General features: G+C 70.2%; 16 protein-coding genes. 7 read left to right on the top strand and 9 right to left on the bottom strand.

Going from position 1 to position 14,129, the window contains the following annotated elements; translation table 11 throughout:
- Positions 1–12: 12 nt before the first annotated feature.
- Positions 13–708, top strand: a complete 696-nt coding sequence (locus ACYVD1_RS24405; protein WP_460776827.1) for a DUF998 domain-containing protein — start codon at positions 13–15, stop codon at positions 706–708.
- 194 nt (positions 709–902) lie between these two features.
- Here the strand turns inward: ACYVD1_RS24405 and ACYVD1_RS24400 are convergent, their stop codons facing one another.
- The 7 genes from ACYVD1_RS24400 to ACYVD1_RS24370 form a co-directional block, all read right to left on the bottom strand.
- On the bottom strand, positions 903–1,343 hold the full coding sequence (locus ACYVD1_RS24400) for a VOC family protein (RefSeq protein WP_460776826.1): 441 nt from the start codon (positions 1,341–1,343) through the stop codon (positions 903–905).
- Positions 1,344–1,461: 118 nt separating this feature from the next.
- Entirely contained in the window at positions 1,462–1,956 is a 495-nt protein-coding gene (locus tag ACYVD1_RS24395; protein WP_460776825.1) for a hypothetical protein, read from the bottom strand.
- Between the two features lie 400 nt (positions 1,957–2,356).
- Positions 2,357–3,112 (bottom strand): SDR family NAD(P)-dependent oxidoreductase, encoded by a 756-nt coding sequence (locus tag ACYVD1_RS24390; protein WP_460776824.1) that lies wholly within the window; start codon positions 3,110–3,112, stop codon positions 2,357–2,359.
- Positions 3,109–3,972, bottom strand: coding sequence for a fumarylacetoacetate hydrolase family protein (locus ACYVD1_RS24385; protein ID WP_460776823.1), 864 nt, complete (start codon positions 3,970–3,972; stop codon positions 3,109–3,111). The genes ACYVD1_RS24390 and ACYVD1_RS24385 overlap by 4 nt, the downstream gene beginning before the upstream one ends.
- Positions 3,969–4,991 carry an aldo/keto reductase gene (locus ACYVD1_RS24380; protein WP_460776822.1) on the bottom strand — a complete coding sequence of 341 codons (1,023 nt, stop codon included), beginning with the start codon at positions 4,989–4,991 and terminating at the stop codon, positions 3,969–3,971. Before ACYVD1_RS24380 ends, ACYVD1_RS24385 begins: the two co-directional genes overlap by 4 nt.
- Positions 4,988–5,800, bottom strand: coding sequence for an amidohydrolase family protein (locus ACYVD1_RS24375; protein ID WP_460776821.1), 813 nt, complete (start codon positions 5,798–5,800; stop codon positions 4,988–4,990). Before ACYVD1_RS24375 ends, ACYVD1_RS24380 begins: the two co-directional genes overlap by 4 nt.
- Positions 5,801–5,810: 10 nt before the next feature.
- A complete protein-coding gene (locus tag ACYVD1_RS24370; RefSeq protein WP_460776820.1) occupies positions 5,811–7,142 on the bottom strand; it encodes an enolase C-terminal domain-like protein in 1,332 nt (443 codons plus the stop codon).
- Between the two features lie 99 nt (positions 7,143–7,241).
- Between ACYVD1_RS24370 and ACYVD1_RS24365 the strand changes: the two genes are divergently transcribed.
- Complete coding sequence (locus tag ACYVD1_RS24365) at positions 7,242–7,958, top strand: FadR/GntR family transcriptional regulator (RefSeq protein WP_460776819.1); 717 nt, start codon at positions 7,242–7,244, stop codon at positions 7,956–7,958.
- 54 nt (positions 7,959–8,012) lie between these two features.
- Here the strand turns inward: ACYVD1_RS24365 and fucP are convergent, their stop codons facing one another.
- Entirely contained in the window at positions 8,013–9,365 is a 1,353-nt protein-coding gene (fucP, locus tag ACYVD1_RS24360) for an L-fucose:H+ symporter permease (protein WP_460776818.1), read from the bottom strand.
- Between the two features lie 192 nt (positions 9,366–9,557).
- Between fucP and ACYVD1_RS24355 the strand changes: the two genes are divergently transcribed.
- Both ACYVD1_RS24355 and ACYVD1_RS24350 read left to right on the top strand, forming a co-directional pair.
- Entirely contained in the window at positions 9,558–9,818 is a 261-nt protein-coding gene (locus ACYVD1_RS24355; RefSeq protein WP_460776817.1) for a type II toxin-antitoxin system Phd/YefM family antitoxin, read from the top strand.
- Positions 9,815–10,072: a Txe/YoeB family addiction module toxin gene (locus tag ACYVD1_RS24350; RefSeq protein WP_460776816.1), complete on the top strand. Its 258-nt coding sequence runs from the start codon at positions 9,815–9,817 to the stop codon at positions 10,070–10,072. Before ACYVD1_RS24355 ends, ACYVD1_RS24350 begins: the two co-directional genes overlap by 4 nt.
- A 21-nt stretch (positions 10,073–10,093) precedes the next feature.
- Here the strand turns inward: ACYVD1_RS24350 and ACYVD1_RS24345 are convergent, their stop codons facing one another.
- Entirely contained in the window at positions 10,094–10,786 is a 693-nt protein-coding gene (locus ACYVD1_RS24345; protein ID WP_460776815.1) for a lysoplasmalogenase family protein, read from the bottom strand.
- Between the two features lie 411 nt (positions 10,787–11,197).
- On the opposite strand from ACYVD1_RS24345, the gene ACYVD1_RS24340 reads away from it, so the two are divergent.
- From ACYVD1_RS24340 to ACYVD1_RS24330, 3 genes are all read left to right on the top strand, one after another.
- Positions 11,198–12,163, top strand: coding sequence for a conjugal transfer protein (locus ACYVD1_RS24340; RefSeq protein ID WP_460776814.1), 966 nt, complete (start codon positions 11,198–11,200; stop codon positions 12,161–12,163).
- 83 nt (positions 12,164–12,246) lie between these two features.
- Positions 12,247–12,570: a hypothetical protein gene (locus ACYVD1_RS24335; RefSeq protein ID WP_460745630.1), complete on the top strand. Its 324-nt coding sequence runs from the start codon at positions 12,247–12,249 to the stop codon at positions 12,568–12,570.
- Between the two features lie 29 nt (positions 12,571–12,599).
- The coding region (locus ACYVD1_RS24330) for a conjugal transfer protein (protein WP_460776813.1) at positions 12,600–14,129 on the top strand (1,530 nt) is incomplete at its 3' end.

Below are 14,129 nucleotides of genomic sequence, written 5' to 3'. Positions count from 1 at the left end.
CGCCGTTTCAGCATGCGGGCCGTCCCAAGCCGAATTCAGATAAGGATCTCCAGTGTGGCAAGTGAGCCTGCGAGCCGCCTCCTGGCGGTATCACTCCGAACCTGTGGGCTGGTAGCGGGGCCATTCATCGTAGGTCTTATGTGGATTCAATCGCTGACTTATCCCGGGTTCGATGTACTGCGCAATCCCACCAGTGCGCTGGTGCTGGGTGACCTGGGGTGGATCCAGACCACTCACTTTGTGGTGGGCGGTGCGCTCAGCCTGGTATTTGCCGCCGCACTGTTGCCGCGCTTGTCCGGCACCGCTGGCTCCACCGTCGGCGCTGTGTTCATCGGCCTGTGGGGAGTTGCCTTCATTGGTGCAGGGATCTTTCCGGCGGATTCACTCAGCGGGTACCCGCCTGGGACTCCACCCGTGGAAGAACCGACCATCTCTGGAAACCTGCATGCACTGTGCGCGCTGGTTGCCGTCGCCGGTCTGGCCGTCGGGCACTTTGTCCTCAGCCGGCGATTCGCGGCAAGGGGGATGGGCTGTCTACTCTGCGGTCAGCGGAGTGTGCTTCGTGGTGCTGTTCACGTTGTCGCTTGCCGGAACAGGCCAGGAGGGAGGGCTGGGCGAGGTGGCAGGGCTGCTGCAGCGTATCGCGGTGACCATCGGTTTGACGTGGTTGACTTTGCTAGCAGGTCACCTGATGAGAGGCTCCGCTAAGGTCTCACGCGAAGGCGAATCGCTGCATAGGTCCGTGTAAGTGAGAGCCTGTCCAACCAAGGTCATTCGGTGACGGAACGCGGTCGAGTTCCGCTTCAACGTCTGACCCATCCGACATCGCACGGGGGGGGCGGGCCGAGCCTTCGGCCCTCCCCCGCTGTTTTCCGAACCGCGGCGCCGCCTCCGGGAACGGTTCAGTCCCGCTTCCGGGCCAGGGTGAGCCTTCCGTCCTCATCCAGCCGCATCAGTTCGTGCGAGGGATTGTGCGCGACCTCCCACAGGTGCCCGTCGGGATCGGACAGGTAGCCGGAGTAGCCGCCCCACTCCTTGGCGACGGGGGCGCGCACGCTCGAGGCGCCCGCCGCGAGCCAGGCGGCGAAGGTCTGGTCGACGCCGACCGCCGAGTCCAGGTTCACCGCCAGGGTCACCCCGCGGAAGCCCTCGCCCGCGGCGGGCAGGCCCGCGTCGGCGGCCAGCTCGTCCCAGCCGTACAGGGCCAGGACCGTTCCGGTGGTGGGGAGGAAGACGATGTTGCCGAGGTCGTGGCGGCGCTCGAAGCCCACGGCCTCGTAGAAGTCCCCGGCGCGCGCGACGTCGCGCACGCCTAGGGTGACGAGGGAGAGTCGTTGGTCCATGCCGCGCACCCTACGGGAGGGCTGTCGCCCCGGTAGTGCCGTCGGCGGTGAGCGGCCCGGCCGGGCGGACTGTGGCCACCCGGCCGGGACTTGGCCTAGGGGTTTCCAGCGGGTCCGGCTAGCTTGCTACCCGGCCGGCGACGTCAGACGAGTGGTCGAACCTGAGTTTGAACTGCGTGCCGGGGGCGACGTCTGTGGCGACGACGGTCCAGATTGAACTCCTGACGTAAGTGCGATCGATATCGTCCTGGCAGTAGGGATCGCCTGAACTCGGATTGAAGCACACCCAGACATACGAGGGCGTACTATTGTCGATGATGACGTTGATGTCGTTGCAGATGCCCGTGGTGGTGAACCATTCCCCGGCGGGCCAGCCGGCCGGGACGTAGCGACTGCTGGACTCGCTCGTGGTCCATTCGTGGCCCCCGGCGTAGCAATCCAGGGCTTCGGCGCCCTCGTCCGGGATTTCGCTCAGGTCGATTCCCTCCGGATTCCCTGAGTCTTCCGTGGTGCTTGTGGGCGTGGCGGCTCCTGCGATGCCGGGGCCGCCAAGGACGCCTACTATCGCCAGGGTGAACACGCTTGCGATCGCGGTCAGGCCAGTGAACTTCATGGGGGATCCTTTCTGGTTCCGGTTATTCGCGCGGCTGTCGATCAAAGCTTGGTTGATCCGTTGATGCTTCTGGTGAGGACGGGTTGGGCTTGCGTTCGTCCTGCTGGGGGGCTGTTTCTGGGGGAATGCGAGCGAATTATGGGAACTCGGTTCCGAATGGATGCCCGGTTCCAGGGGGAGTTTGTTCGTTTCCTGGGCTGTCGCTCAAGGCAACGGAAACAGATTGCAAGAGCGGTCGAGAGAAAGGCAATAAGAATAGCTGTCCTCATGCGGCCAGAGCATCGGCGAATACCACTCGGGGCGGCCCGACCTGGTCGGACCGCCCCGCCTCAGCTCCTCCGCTGTGTCCGCATGCGGCCCCAGTGCCGCTCCGGCCACCGATCCCCGCTCATCGGCCCCGCTACCGCGCCCGCGGCCGGATCGCGTCCATTCCGCCGTCCACCGCCAGGCACACACCCACGGTGGACCGGTTGAGGGGGTCGGCGAGGTAGGCCACCGCTCGGGCCACCTCCTCCGCGCTGACCAATCGCCCGTGGGGCTGCCTGGACTCCAGGGCCGCCCGTTCGGCCCCGGGGTCCGCCGCCCGGTCCAGCAGCCTGCCGATCCACGGGGTGTCCGCGGTGCCCGGCGCCACACAGTTGACCCGCACGCCCTCGCGGACGTGGTCGGCGGCCATCGCGGCGCTCATGGCCATCACCGCGCCCTTCGTGGCCGAGTACAGCACCCGGTCCGGCAGGCCCGCCGTGGCGGCGATCGACGCCGTGTGGGTGATCGAGGCGGCATCGGAGGCGCGTAGGTGGGGGAGTGCGGCCCGGGCGGTACGGGCCATACCGACGACGTTCACGTCCAGGACCCGCTGCCACTCTTCGTCGGAGTTGGCGGTGACGTCCCCCTGCGCACCGACACCCGCGTTGTTGACCAGGACGTCGAGGCCTCCGAGAGCCCGGACCGCGCTGTTCACCGCGCCTTCGACGGAGGCGCTGTCGGAGACGTCGCACTCTTCCCAGAGGTGCGGGTGGTCCCGGGGCTCGGGCCGGACCGGGTCGAGCACCGCCACCTCTGCTCCCTCGGCGGCGAGCAGGTCCGCGGTGGCCCGGCCGATGCCGGAGGCCCCGCCGGTCACCACGGCCTTGCGCCCCGCGAACCGGCCGCTCACCGCTGCCCCTCCCACGCCCGGCACACTTGCCGCTGTCGTCCCAACCCCCCGATTTCCACCTCGACCACGTCGCCTGGCCGCAGGTAGGGGTACTTCCCGGACAGCGCCACGCCCTGGGGCGTACCCGTGGAGACCACGTCGCCGGGTTCGAGCCGCATGTACTGGGACAGGTCGCGAACCAGTTCGCCGCAGCCGAAGATCATGTCCGAGGTGCGCGAGTCCTGTCGCGGCTCGCCGTTGACCCAGGAGCGCAGGCGCACGTCGCCGGACTCGAACGCGTCCGCGGTGACCACCCACGGGCCGAGCGGCATGTAGCCGGGACTGCACTTGCCCTTGCTCCACTGGCCCCCGGACTCCTCGAACTGGAACGTCCGCTCGGACAGGTCGTTGGCGAGCACGAAGCCGCCGATGTGCCGCGCGGCCTCCGCGGCCGTGTCGCAGTAGGCGGCGGGGGAGCCGATGACGATGCCGAGCTCGACCTCCCAGTCGGTCTTCTCGGAACCGCGGGCGAGGGTGACGGCGTCGTCGGGGCCGGCGAGGGTGTTCGGGGTCTTGAGGAAGACGATGGGCCGTTCGGGCGGCGGGGAGCCGGACTCGGCGGCGTGCGCCGCGTAGTTCTGCCCGATGCAGATGACCGCGGAGGGTGCGCGCACCGGGGCACCGTACCGCAGGTTCGCGGAGTCCCCGTCGGCCCAGGCGCGGAGTTCGCCGGTGTCCGCGAGCCTGCGCAGCCGCCTCGGGCCGTCGTTCGCCCAGAATTCCGGGTCGAAGTCCCCGACCGGTGTCGCGTCCCAGGCGACGCCGTCGATTTCGGCGACCGGGACCTCGCGTCCCGGCTCGCCCCGTCGCGTCAGCTTCACTTGTCCTCCTTCGTCAGGCCTCGTGCACCGAGGTCCGTCCAGAACTCTTCGGGGATGTCCGCGCCGGTCAGGGCCAGGTTCTCCGCCACCTGTCCCGGGGTGGGCATCCCGACGGTCACGTTGACGACGGCGGGGTGCCTGCGGGGGAAGGCCAGCGCGGCCTGCGGCAGGCTGACGCCGTGTTCGCGAGCGACCGCGGCGAGCACCCTTGCCCGCTCCACTACCCGGGGCTGGGCGGGGGCGTACTCGTACCAGGCGTCGTCCGGCGGCCGGTCGTGGGCGAGCAGCCCCGAGTTGAAGGCGCCCACGGCGACCACGCCGACCCCGCGGTCCAGGCAGGCCGACATCAGCCCCACCCGCTCCTGTTCCAGCAGGGTGTAGCGGCCCGCGAGCATGACCAGGTCCGGGGCGGCGCGGTCGACGAAGTACTTGATCGCCACCGGGTCCTTGGAGCCGACACCCCACGCGGCGATGGCGCCCTCGTCGCGCAGGCGTTCCAGCGCCGGAACGGCCCCGCTGAGCGCTTCGCCGCCGTCGGTCTCCTCGGGGTCGTGGATCCACACGATGTCGACGGAGTCCGTGCCCAGCCGTTCGAGGGATTCCTCGAGGCTGCGGTGGACGCCGTCGGCGGAGAGGTCGTGCTCGCGGGTGAGCGTGTCGGCCACGTGGAAGCCCTCCGCCCGGTCGCTGCCGGTGGGGCGGGGATTGGGCCTCAGCAGCCGCCCGACCTTGGTGGAGACGGCGTAGCTTCCCTCGGGCCTTCCCTCGAGCGCCCGGCCGAGCCGTGTCTCGGACAGTCCCAGACCGTAGTGGGGTGCGGTGTCGAAGTAGCGCACCCCGAGGTCCCACGCCGCGTCCACGGCGTCGAGGCAGGCCGCTGCGTCGATCTCGCCGCCGAGGTTGCCGAACTGGGCCGTGCCGAACCCCGGGCGGCCGAAGGCTGCGTTGAGGCGGTCGGGTAGGGGCCGGGGCGGGTGCCCGGCAGGCCGGGGGGAAGGGGGACCGCTCTCGGGTGTCATCGCGCCCTCCGGTAGACCTTCGAGGCGTTGAGGTGGGCCAACCGCTCCCGTTGGTCGCCCGGAACGAAGTCGAGCACACGTGCGCACCAGTCCCGGTCCGGCCCCCGGCCCGGGGCCCGGTCCCGGCTGACCGGGCGGTCGCTGCCGACCATGCAGCGGCCGGAGCCGAAGACCCGCAGGGCGTGGCCGACGACTTCCTCGACCACTGAGTCGGGCACGATACCGTCCGGGCATTCGGCGGGCAGCCCGGAGAGCTTGCAGTGCACGTGCGGGAGTTCGGCCGTCCGGGCCAGGTCCGCCTCCCAGCGGCGCAGGGCCGCGGTGTCCCCCACCGGGGGTTTGCCCATGTGGTCGAGGACCACGGCGAGCTCGGGGACCCGGGCGAGCAGGCCGGTGAGTTCGGGCAGTTCGGGGGCCCGGACGCAGGCGTCGAAGGGCAGCCCCCGCTCGGCCAGGAGCCGCAGCCCGCCGAGCAGGCCCGGATCCGTGAAGAGTCCCCGGTCCTGGAGGAGCCGCCGGACCCCGACGACCTCCGGCAGTTCCGCCAGCCGGTCCAGTTCGGCCGCGGCTCCCGAGCCTTCGAGGGCGGCTCCGGCCACGACCCCGTGGACCCGGCGGTCCCGCCGGGCGACGCCGGCGAGCCAGGCGGTCTCCTGCCAGCGCTCGTCGGCGTCGGCTTCCACGAGCACGTAGCGGCGGGGGCCGGGATCATCCGGGAGGGGAGCGCGTCCGGGCAGGCCCGCTTCGGCCAGCCAGCCGATCCCGACCGCGGCGGTGTCCCAGGTGTGCAGGTGGGCGTCGGTGATCACGGAGCTCCCCTCAACGCTGGCCGCTGGTCGGGGCGCCGCCGCGCCGGACCCACTCCGAGCCGTGCGGCCAGGACCAGGCGGCGAGCGATTCCGGGCGGATCTCCGAGGAGTACCCCGGTGCCCGGGGCAGGGTGTAGGCGCCGTCGCGGACCACGCAGGGGTCCGCGAAGTGTTCGTGCAGGTGGTCGACGAACTCGGTGACCCGGCCCTCGACCGGGCCGGAGACCGCGACGTGGTCGATCACCACCAGGTGGTTGACCAGCTCGCACAGGCCCACGCCCCCGGCGTGCGGGCACACCGGCTTGCCGAACTTCCGGGCCATCAGCAGGACGGGGACGATCTCGTTGACGCTGGCCAACCGGCACGAGTCGATCTGGACGAAGTCCAGGGCGTCGGCCTGCAGCATCTGCTTGAAGAGGACGCGGTTCATGCCGTGCTCGCCGGTGGCCACCCCGACACCGTCGGGGCGTACGGCGTCGGCGATGGCGCGGTGGCCGAGGACGTCGTCGGGGCTGGTGGGCTCCTCGATCCACAGGAGGTCGTGGTGGGTGAGCGCCTTGACCCGTTCGACGGCTTCGGGGACGTCCCACACCTGGTTGGCGTCGATCATCAGGCGGGTGTCGGGCCCGATGGCGGCACGGGCGACGGCGATGCGGCGTTCGTCGTCGGCGGGGTCGGCGCCGACCTTGAGTTTCACGTGCCGGTAGCCGTCGGCGACGGCTTGGCGGCACAGGCGTTCGAGCTTGGCGTCGGAGTACCCCATCCACCCGGCCGACGTGGTGTAGCAGGGGGAGCCGTCGCGGCCCAGCTGCTCGATCCGTTGGGCGTGGTGGGGGCGCTGGTCGCGCAGCATGGCGACCGCCTCGTCGCGGGTGAGCGCGTCGGAGAGGTAGCTCAGGTCGAGTGCGTCGACGAGCGCTTCGGGGTCCATGTCGCAGACGAGCTGCCACAGCGGCAGGCCGGCCGCGCGTGCCGCGAGGTCCCAGAGGGCGTTCAGGACGGCGGCTCGGGCCAGGTGCACCACGCCCTTGTCGGGGCCGAGCCAGCGGAGCTGGGAGTCGGCGGCCAGTTCCCGGTAGGCGTCCCCGGGGCGTCGGCCGAGTTCGGCGGCGTCGCGTCCGATGAGGCGTGCGGAGAGTGCGTCTATGGCCCGCAGGCAGATGTCGTTGCCGCGGCCGATGGTGAAGGTGAAGCCGCAGCCGTACAGGGCGTCGTCGTCGGTGTTGAGTCGAAGATAGGCGGCGGAGTAGTCGGCGTCGTGGTTCATCGCGTCGGAGCCGTCGAGCGACTCCGAGGTGGGGAACCGGACGTCGACCAGGTCGATCGAGGTGATGTGGGCCACCCACGAACCTCCCAGTCATCTGATGTATTTGAGTCTAGCCTAGGGGTCTGAACCCGCACCACCCGTTCCGGTCCGATCCGGCGAGCACCGAGAGTCCCCATGAGCGATGACGCGTCCCCGCGCCGGATCCCCGAGCGCCATCCGTCCCAGTACGACGTGGTCGTCCAGGGGATCCAGGACATGCTCGTGTCCGGAGAGGTGGGGCCGGGGGACCGCCTACCCGTCGAATCGCTGCTGGCGGAGCGGTTCGGGGTCTCGCGCAGCTCCCTGCGCGAGGGGGTGCGGGCTCTCGTCGCCATGGGCGTGCTGGAGACCCGGCAGGGCTCGGGCACGACGGTGACCCCGCTCGATCCGCACCTGCTGTTGCGTCCGCTGGTGTTCTGGTCCGGGCTGCAGGGCGGCCAGTCGACCCACGACCTGCACGTCGTGCGCAGGTCCCTGGAGGTGGAGTCGGCCGGGATGGCGGCCACCCGCCGCTCGGACGAGGACGTGGAGCGGCTGTCGGCCCTGTTGGAGTCGGCCGAACCGGCGATCGAAGAGCTCGACCACGAGGCGGCGATGGACAAGGACCTGCGGTTCCACCGAGAACTCGCGGAGGTCTCCCGGAACCCGATCCTCGGGGCGCTGATCGACGCCGTGGCCCGCCCCACGCTGCGGATGCGGATGTGGCAGTCCATGCACCGCTCCGGGCGCTTGGTGACGACGCACCAGGAGCACCTGGCGATCCTGGCGGCCGTCGCCTCGGGGGATCCGGTCGCGGCCCGCGCGGCCATGTACAACCACCTCGCGCAGGTGGCCGCCCACCTGGACGACTGACCTCCAGGGGCCCGCCGACGGGGCCTGCGCGGGCGGGAACCGCCGCCGGTGGGGTCATACTTCGCGGTCCTGCTCGGCGTCGGCCGCGTCCTCGGCCTCCCCGGTGGGGACGCGCAGGACGTACACGCCGTAGCCGACGATCACCAGGAAGCAGCCGGTCACGACCAGGAAGCTCAGTTGGGCGGAGGAGGCGTCGACCGTCCATCCTTGCAGCAGTGGGACCAGGGCCCCGCCGACGATCGCCATCACCAGCCCGGCCGCTCCGTACTTGGTGTCGCCGCCCAGGCCCTTGAGCGCGATGCCGTAGATCGTGGGGAAGAGCAGCGAGATGCAGGCGCTCAGCAGGACCACCGACACCGCGCCGACGATGTTCCCGGAGACCACCGCGACCAGTGAGAGGGTCACCCCCAAGACGCACATGAGCGTCATGAGCTTGCGGGGGTCGTAGCGGACCATCAGCGCGACCATCACGAAGCGCGAGACGAGGAAGACGAGGAGGGAGGCCTGCAGCCAGTACCCGGCGGTGGTCTGGCTGGCGTCCAGGGTCTCCACCACGTAGTGGATCGTGAAGGTCCAGACGCAGGTCTGCGCGGCGATGTTGAAGAACTGGGCGACCACTCCGAAGGAGTACCGGCGGTTGCGGACCAGCCGCAGGAGCCGGGAGCCGCTCGGCTTGGTGAACCCGGCCCTGCGGTCCGACACGAGGGACTTGCGCGGGGGCACCTTGGCCGTGGCGATCGCGACCGCGATCAGGATGTAGAGCACGGCCAGGGCGATGTAGGGGCCCATGACCGCCTGGAGTTCGGCGGAGCGCATCGCCTCCAGCTCGCCTTGCGAGAGCGCGGCCCGCTCGTCCGCGGTCGCGGGGTTGACGTGGGGGAGGATGAACAGCGCGGCGAGGAGTACCCCGAGGTTGGAGCCCACCGGGTTGAACGCCTGGGCGAAGTTCAGCCTGCGCGTGGCGGAGCCGCTGGGTCCCATGGCCATGACGTAGGGGTTGGCCGACGTCTCCAGGATGGACAGGCCCGCGGCGAGGGTGAACAGTGCCAGCAGGAACATCGAGTAGGTCATCACGTTGGCCGCGGGGAGGAACAGCATGCCGCCGCTCGCGGCGAGCGCCAGCCCGATGAGGACCCCGCCCTTGTACCCGAGCCGTGAGTTGATCCAGGCCGCGGGCAGGGCGAGCGCGAAGTAGGCGCCGTAGTAGGCGAACTGGACCAGTGCGGACTGGAACGCACCCATGGAGAACACGGACCCGAACACCGCGACCAGCGGGTCGGTCAGGTTGCCCGCCAGTCCCCACGCGGCGAAGCAGGTGACTAGCAGGACGAAGGGGAGCCGCATCCCCGGGTGCAGGAACCTCTTGGTCCCTTCTTGGCTGACAGGTGGGCGCTGGGGTGCGTTCACGGATGCCTCCTGCGGCGGCTCGCGATCAATCATCTGATGAATTGATCCGTGGCGGGGAGGGTAACCCATCTGAGCCGATATGACGAGGGTCACAGGCGAAGTCATCGAAGGGCGGCCCGATCGAGCCGTCCTTCGTTCGTGCTGGGCAGTGGTACCGCATCTCGTACCACTACGACCTGGGGGGGTCACAGCATGGCCATCACCGCGAGCGAAGCGCGCAGATCACCCTTCCCCTTGATCAAGCAGGTCAACGACGATCACGACGCCGTGGAGATCGTCTCCAAGCACGGAAACGCGGTTCTCGTCTCCGCTGAGGACTACGCTGCGCTCCGTGAGGGCGCCTACCTCCTGCGCTCGCCCGCGAACGCCCGCCGTCTGCTCGAGTCCTACGAGAACGCCGTCGGCGGAGCCGTCACCGAACGCGCACTTGTAGACCCCTCGGAGGAAGAGTGAGGAGGCTGGATTTCGAGGACCACGGTTGGGCCGACTACACGTCCTGGCTCAAGACCGACCGCAAGATGCTCGTGCGGATCAACAAGCTGATCGAGGACGTGCGCCGGGACCCGTTCACCGGGCTGGGTAAACCCGAGCCGCTCAAGTGCCACCTGCCCGGTGCGTGGTCGAGGCGGATCGATGACGAGCACCGCCTCGTGTACCTGGTGACGGACCGGGAGATCGTCATTCTGGTGGCCCGCTACCACTACTGACGCTCCGGGCGGCCGCGCACTCTAGGCGGCCGCGGCGACCCTCTCGGCCCGGGCGCGCGGGCGGGCGAGGAGGCCCAGCACGATGAGGGTCTGCGCGGCGATGTAGGTGCTCATCACCCAGAAGCCGCCCAAGGGCAGGTCGTCCCAGCCGGGTGTGAAGGCGCGCAGGGCGATCAGTGCGTCAGAAACCAGGAACAGGGCGGCGCCGACCGCCACCCAGCGGCCCAGGCCGGTGGCCAGCAGGGCCATCAGGCCCAGCACGAGGCCGTACAGCAGCACCGGGACCAGCAGCCCGCCGGCGTGCGGCGCGCACACCCACACCAGGACCCCCACGAACCCGGCGTAGGGAGCCACCAGCCACCGGCGCCGCCACAGCACGCTCTCGGCCCGGTAGGGCCAGAACGCCGCCGTGTACACCACCTGGGCGACCAGGAAGAAGCCCACCATCAGCAGGAAAGCGGTGTCTCCCGTCGCGAACGCCGGGGCGGTGTCGCCGAGCCAGGAGAACGCCAGCGCGACCATCGCCAGGACGACCAGTCTGCTGTGGGGCCGCCCGGTGGCCCCGGCGACCACCAGCAGCAGGGCGGGCATGAGGAACACCTGGGTCGGGCGGGTCCAGGCGTCCAATCCGAGTAGTTGGACCGCCAGGTGCGCTACAGCGAGTGCGGCGAAGAGGGCGAGGAGGGCGCGGGGGAGGGGGCGGCGGGGGAGCATCCGGACATCTTAGAGGTGAATCAGGTCACTGCTGGCGGAATGCTCCGGTTTGGGTATGGGCGGGGATGTCCGGGACGGATGGGGGAGGAGGGGGTGCTTGGAGGCCACACCTTGCTCTCCATCGGGTGACTAATCCCTTTACGGTCTGGCCGGAAATGCGACTCACCTGCACCTCTGTGCAGAGGTTTCTGTGGAGAATTGTCCTGCTCTGGCATTTTTGGCCGGTTCTTCCGTGGGGTGCAATGTGCCCCCGATCGGGAAACACGGTCTCGCCCTGGGCGCTCCCAACCCGCACAATGCCTCACTATAGGGATGGGGTAGACAAGGGCATGGCGGATGCGTCGGCAACGGCGCGAGGAACACCGGGCGTCGGCGCAGGGGCCGGCGCATCACTGTGTGCAGGAGGCGGGGATGGCCAAGACGTCGCGGCGCGACACCGCGGTGCGGGACCGGTCGGACGACGTCGACGAAGACCTCGACGCCCCCCGCCCCCGGAAGGCGCGCGCGGGCGCGGGCGGGCGCTGGTGGGTCGGCGTGGGTCGGGTCCTGCTGTGGGCGTTCATCATCGTCGTCGTCTTCAACGGCATCTGGTTCCCCATCCAGAACGGTTTCTCCCTGCCCTCGAGCGCGGCCGAGCCGGAGGCCGTGGAGACCGCCGACTTCCCCGAAGCCTCCGCCGCGGCCTTCGCGCTGCGTTTCGCCGACGCCTACCTCGACACCTCCGACCCCGAGGCCCGCCAGTCCGAACTGGCCGCCTTCGTCCCAGAGGGGGAGGCCGGCGATCTGAACCTGCCCGCCGACAGCCTCGCGGGGGACAACCTCACCGTGGTCGCGGTGGATGCCAGCGACGAACACAACGCCGTGGTGAGCGTGCGCGCCGACGTCAACAACGAGGCCATGAGCCTGGAGGTGCCCGTCTACGCAGACGGCGACGCCCTCGTGGTCTCCGGCCGCCCCGCCCTGCTCGCCGCACCCAACCAGGCCGACCTGCCCGAAGCGCCCTCCTTCGACGAGGATCCGGAGGTCGCCGAGCAGATCGACGACGTGCTCCCCGGTTTCTTCGAGGCCTACGCGGAGGAGCCCGGCCACCTCGACCGGTATATGGAACCGGGCGCCACTTTCACCCCTCTGCCCGAGAACAGCCTGGAATTCCACGAACTGTCCGATGTCACGGTGCCATCCCAGTCCACGACCGGGGATGATGACGTACGACAGGTGGCGGCCACCGTGGTCTGGTCCGTTCCCTCCGCCGAGCCCGCCGATGCGGGCGGCGAAACGGGGCAGATGGTGCAGAACTACCTGGTCACGATCGTGAACTCGGGTAACGAGTGGTACGTGCGTGACATCCAGGGTGCCCCGCACTCGTTCGGCGGATGACCGGATGGGAACGGGGCCTGTAGGCAAGGAGATGAGAAGAACCATGCGCACACCAGTAACGGCAGCGGAGGAAGGCGCCTGACATGCTCCCCCTGTTGTCCTCCACAGCCGACGCCGTGACGGCCGTCGGCAGCGCTGACCTGATCTCCCTCGCGGTCGAGACCACCCCCACCGAGGACGCCCCGGACACCGGCGGCCTCGCGGACTTCCTCCGTGGTTTCTTCGGGCCGCTCTTCCTCGTCATCGTGTCCATCGTGGCGATCTTCTTCCTGTTCACCAGGGAGATCACGCGCTTCATGCAGTTCATCATCCTGGCGATCTTCATCGGGATCGTCTTCTACGTCCCCGGCATCATCGAGGTCATCGCGGTGGCGATCGCCCGAGCGATGGGTGTGTCGACGGAATAGGGCCGGAACAGGCGAGGGAGGCCGGAAACGTGGATCTGCCCACGTACACCAACATCTGGCGTATCGAGAAGCGGCTGTACAAGCTCTACGATTTCCGGCTGCCCATGCCACTTCCGGTGGGGACCTTCGGGGTCGCCCTGGGGGTGTTCGCGCTCTGGGTGGTGCTGCTGAGCATCGTCAACGCCCCGTTCGACTTCGGCAACGGCTGGCACCTGGTGCTCTGGGTCGTCCCGCCGGGTGTGATCACCGTGCTCGCCACCCGGCCGGTGATCGAGGGCAAGCGCCTCACCGAGCTGCTCATCTCGCAGGCGCGCTTCCTCACGGAGGCCCGCGTGTTCACCCGGCTGGCCCCCGAGTACGAGCCGTCCGAGATCCGGGTCTCGGTGCGCGTGTGGCACCGCCACCCCGACGCCGGTCCCCTGCCGCTGACCCGGAGCGCCGCCCGCCGTGCCCAGGCCGAGGAGGCCTTGGACCCCGAAGCCGAGGAGGCGGCCGACGCAGGGGTCGAGGCGGTCGACGAGGCGGTCGGGGAAGCCCTCCCAGAGGATCGCGTGGAAGGCCGCCTCCGGACGTCCCGCGAGCTCCGGGCGGCCCGTGAGGCCGCCCCGCCGCTGCGCGGGGTGCCCACCCCCGAGCCCACCCCTGTGTCCACAGGCTCTCCCGTTTCCGCTCCCGAGCCCGCGTCCGTTCCGGAACCCGACGCCCCAGAGGACACCCCCGCCCGGAAGGTCCCCGTCGCTGCCGCCGCCACGTCGGGCGCGCAGAACTCGGCCCGCTCCGGGAACCCCCCGAGCGAGGAGGCCGAGGCAGTGGCGGAGCAGAAGGACGAGAACGAGTGGTTCGAACACCGTGCCGCCGCCACCGACCTTCCCGAGCACGGAGGCGAGCGTCCCCGCGGGGTGGGACGCCGCGTCCTGAACTACTTCGGTTTCGGCCTCGACACACCGCCCCCGGACCGCGACCAGGACGGCGGCGACCACGGCCGTGCCCGCGGGGACGGGGACCGGGGGGACTCCTCCGAGGGCGAGCTGTCGCCGGAACACGACTTCGGAGAGCCGGTCTACGTCACCGAGGAGGAGGAGCAGCGCGACCGCGACGAGTGGTTCGCCCAGCTGCGCGCCTCCTCTGGACACACCCCGCTCGGTCTGACCTCCAAGGGGGCCTACGCCTCCAGCGACACCGGAGCCATGAGCAGTTCCGAACTCTCCGAGGCGGTCCGCCCGAGGGAGCGCTCGTCGAGCGGCCCGGACGGTAGGCGCCGCGCGGAGGAGATCATGTCCGCCCCCGAGCCGGCCTCCCGGCCCGAGCCCGCTGCGGAAGAGGGGTCGGCCGCCGCACGCCGCCTGCGCGGCCGCGTCCAGGGGATCAGGGTCGCCGAGGACCTCGCCGACCGCGGCGTGCGCGTCACCGGACCGGAGGAGGGCCCGGACCAGAGCACGGAGCAGAGCCCTGCGGAAGGCAAGGAGCAGGGCCGGGAGAAGGGGCCGCAGGCGGCGGCCGAGTCCGCCCCGGTGCGGGAACGCGCCCGCCAGGCCCCGCCCGCACGGCCCGCCCGTGCC

Source organism: Nocardiopsis nanhaiensis (assembly GCF_054778635.1).
This window is presented reverse-complemented; position numbering and strand designations above follow the sequence as displayed.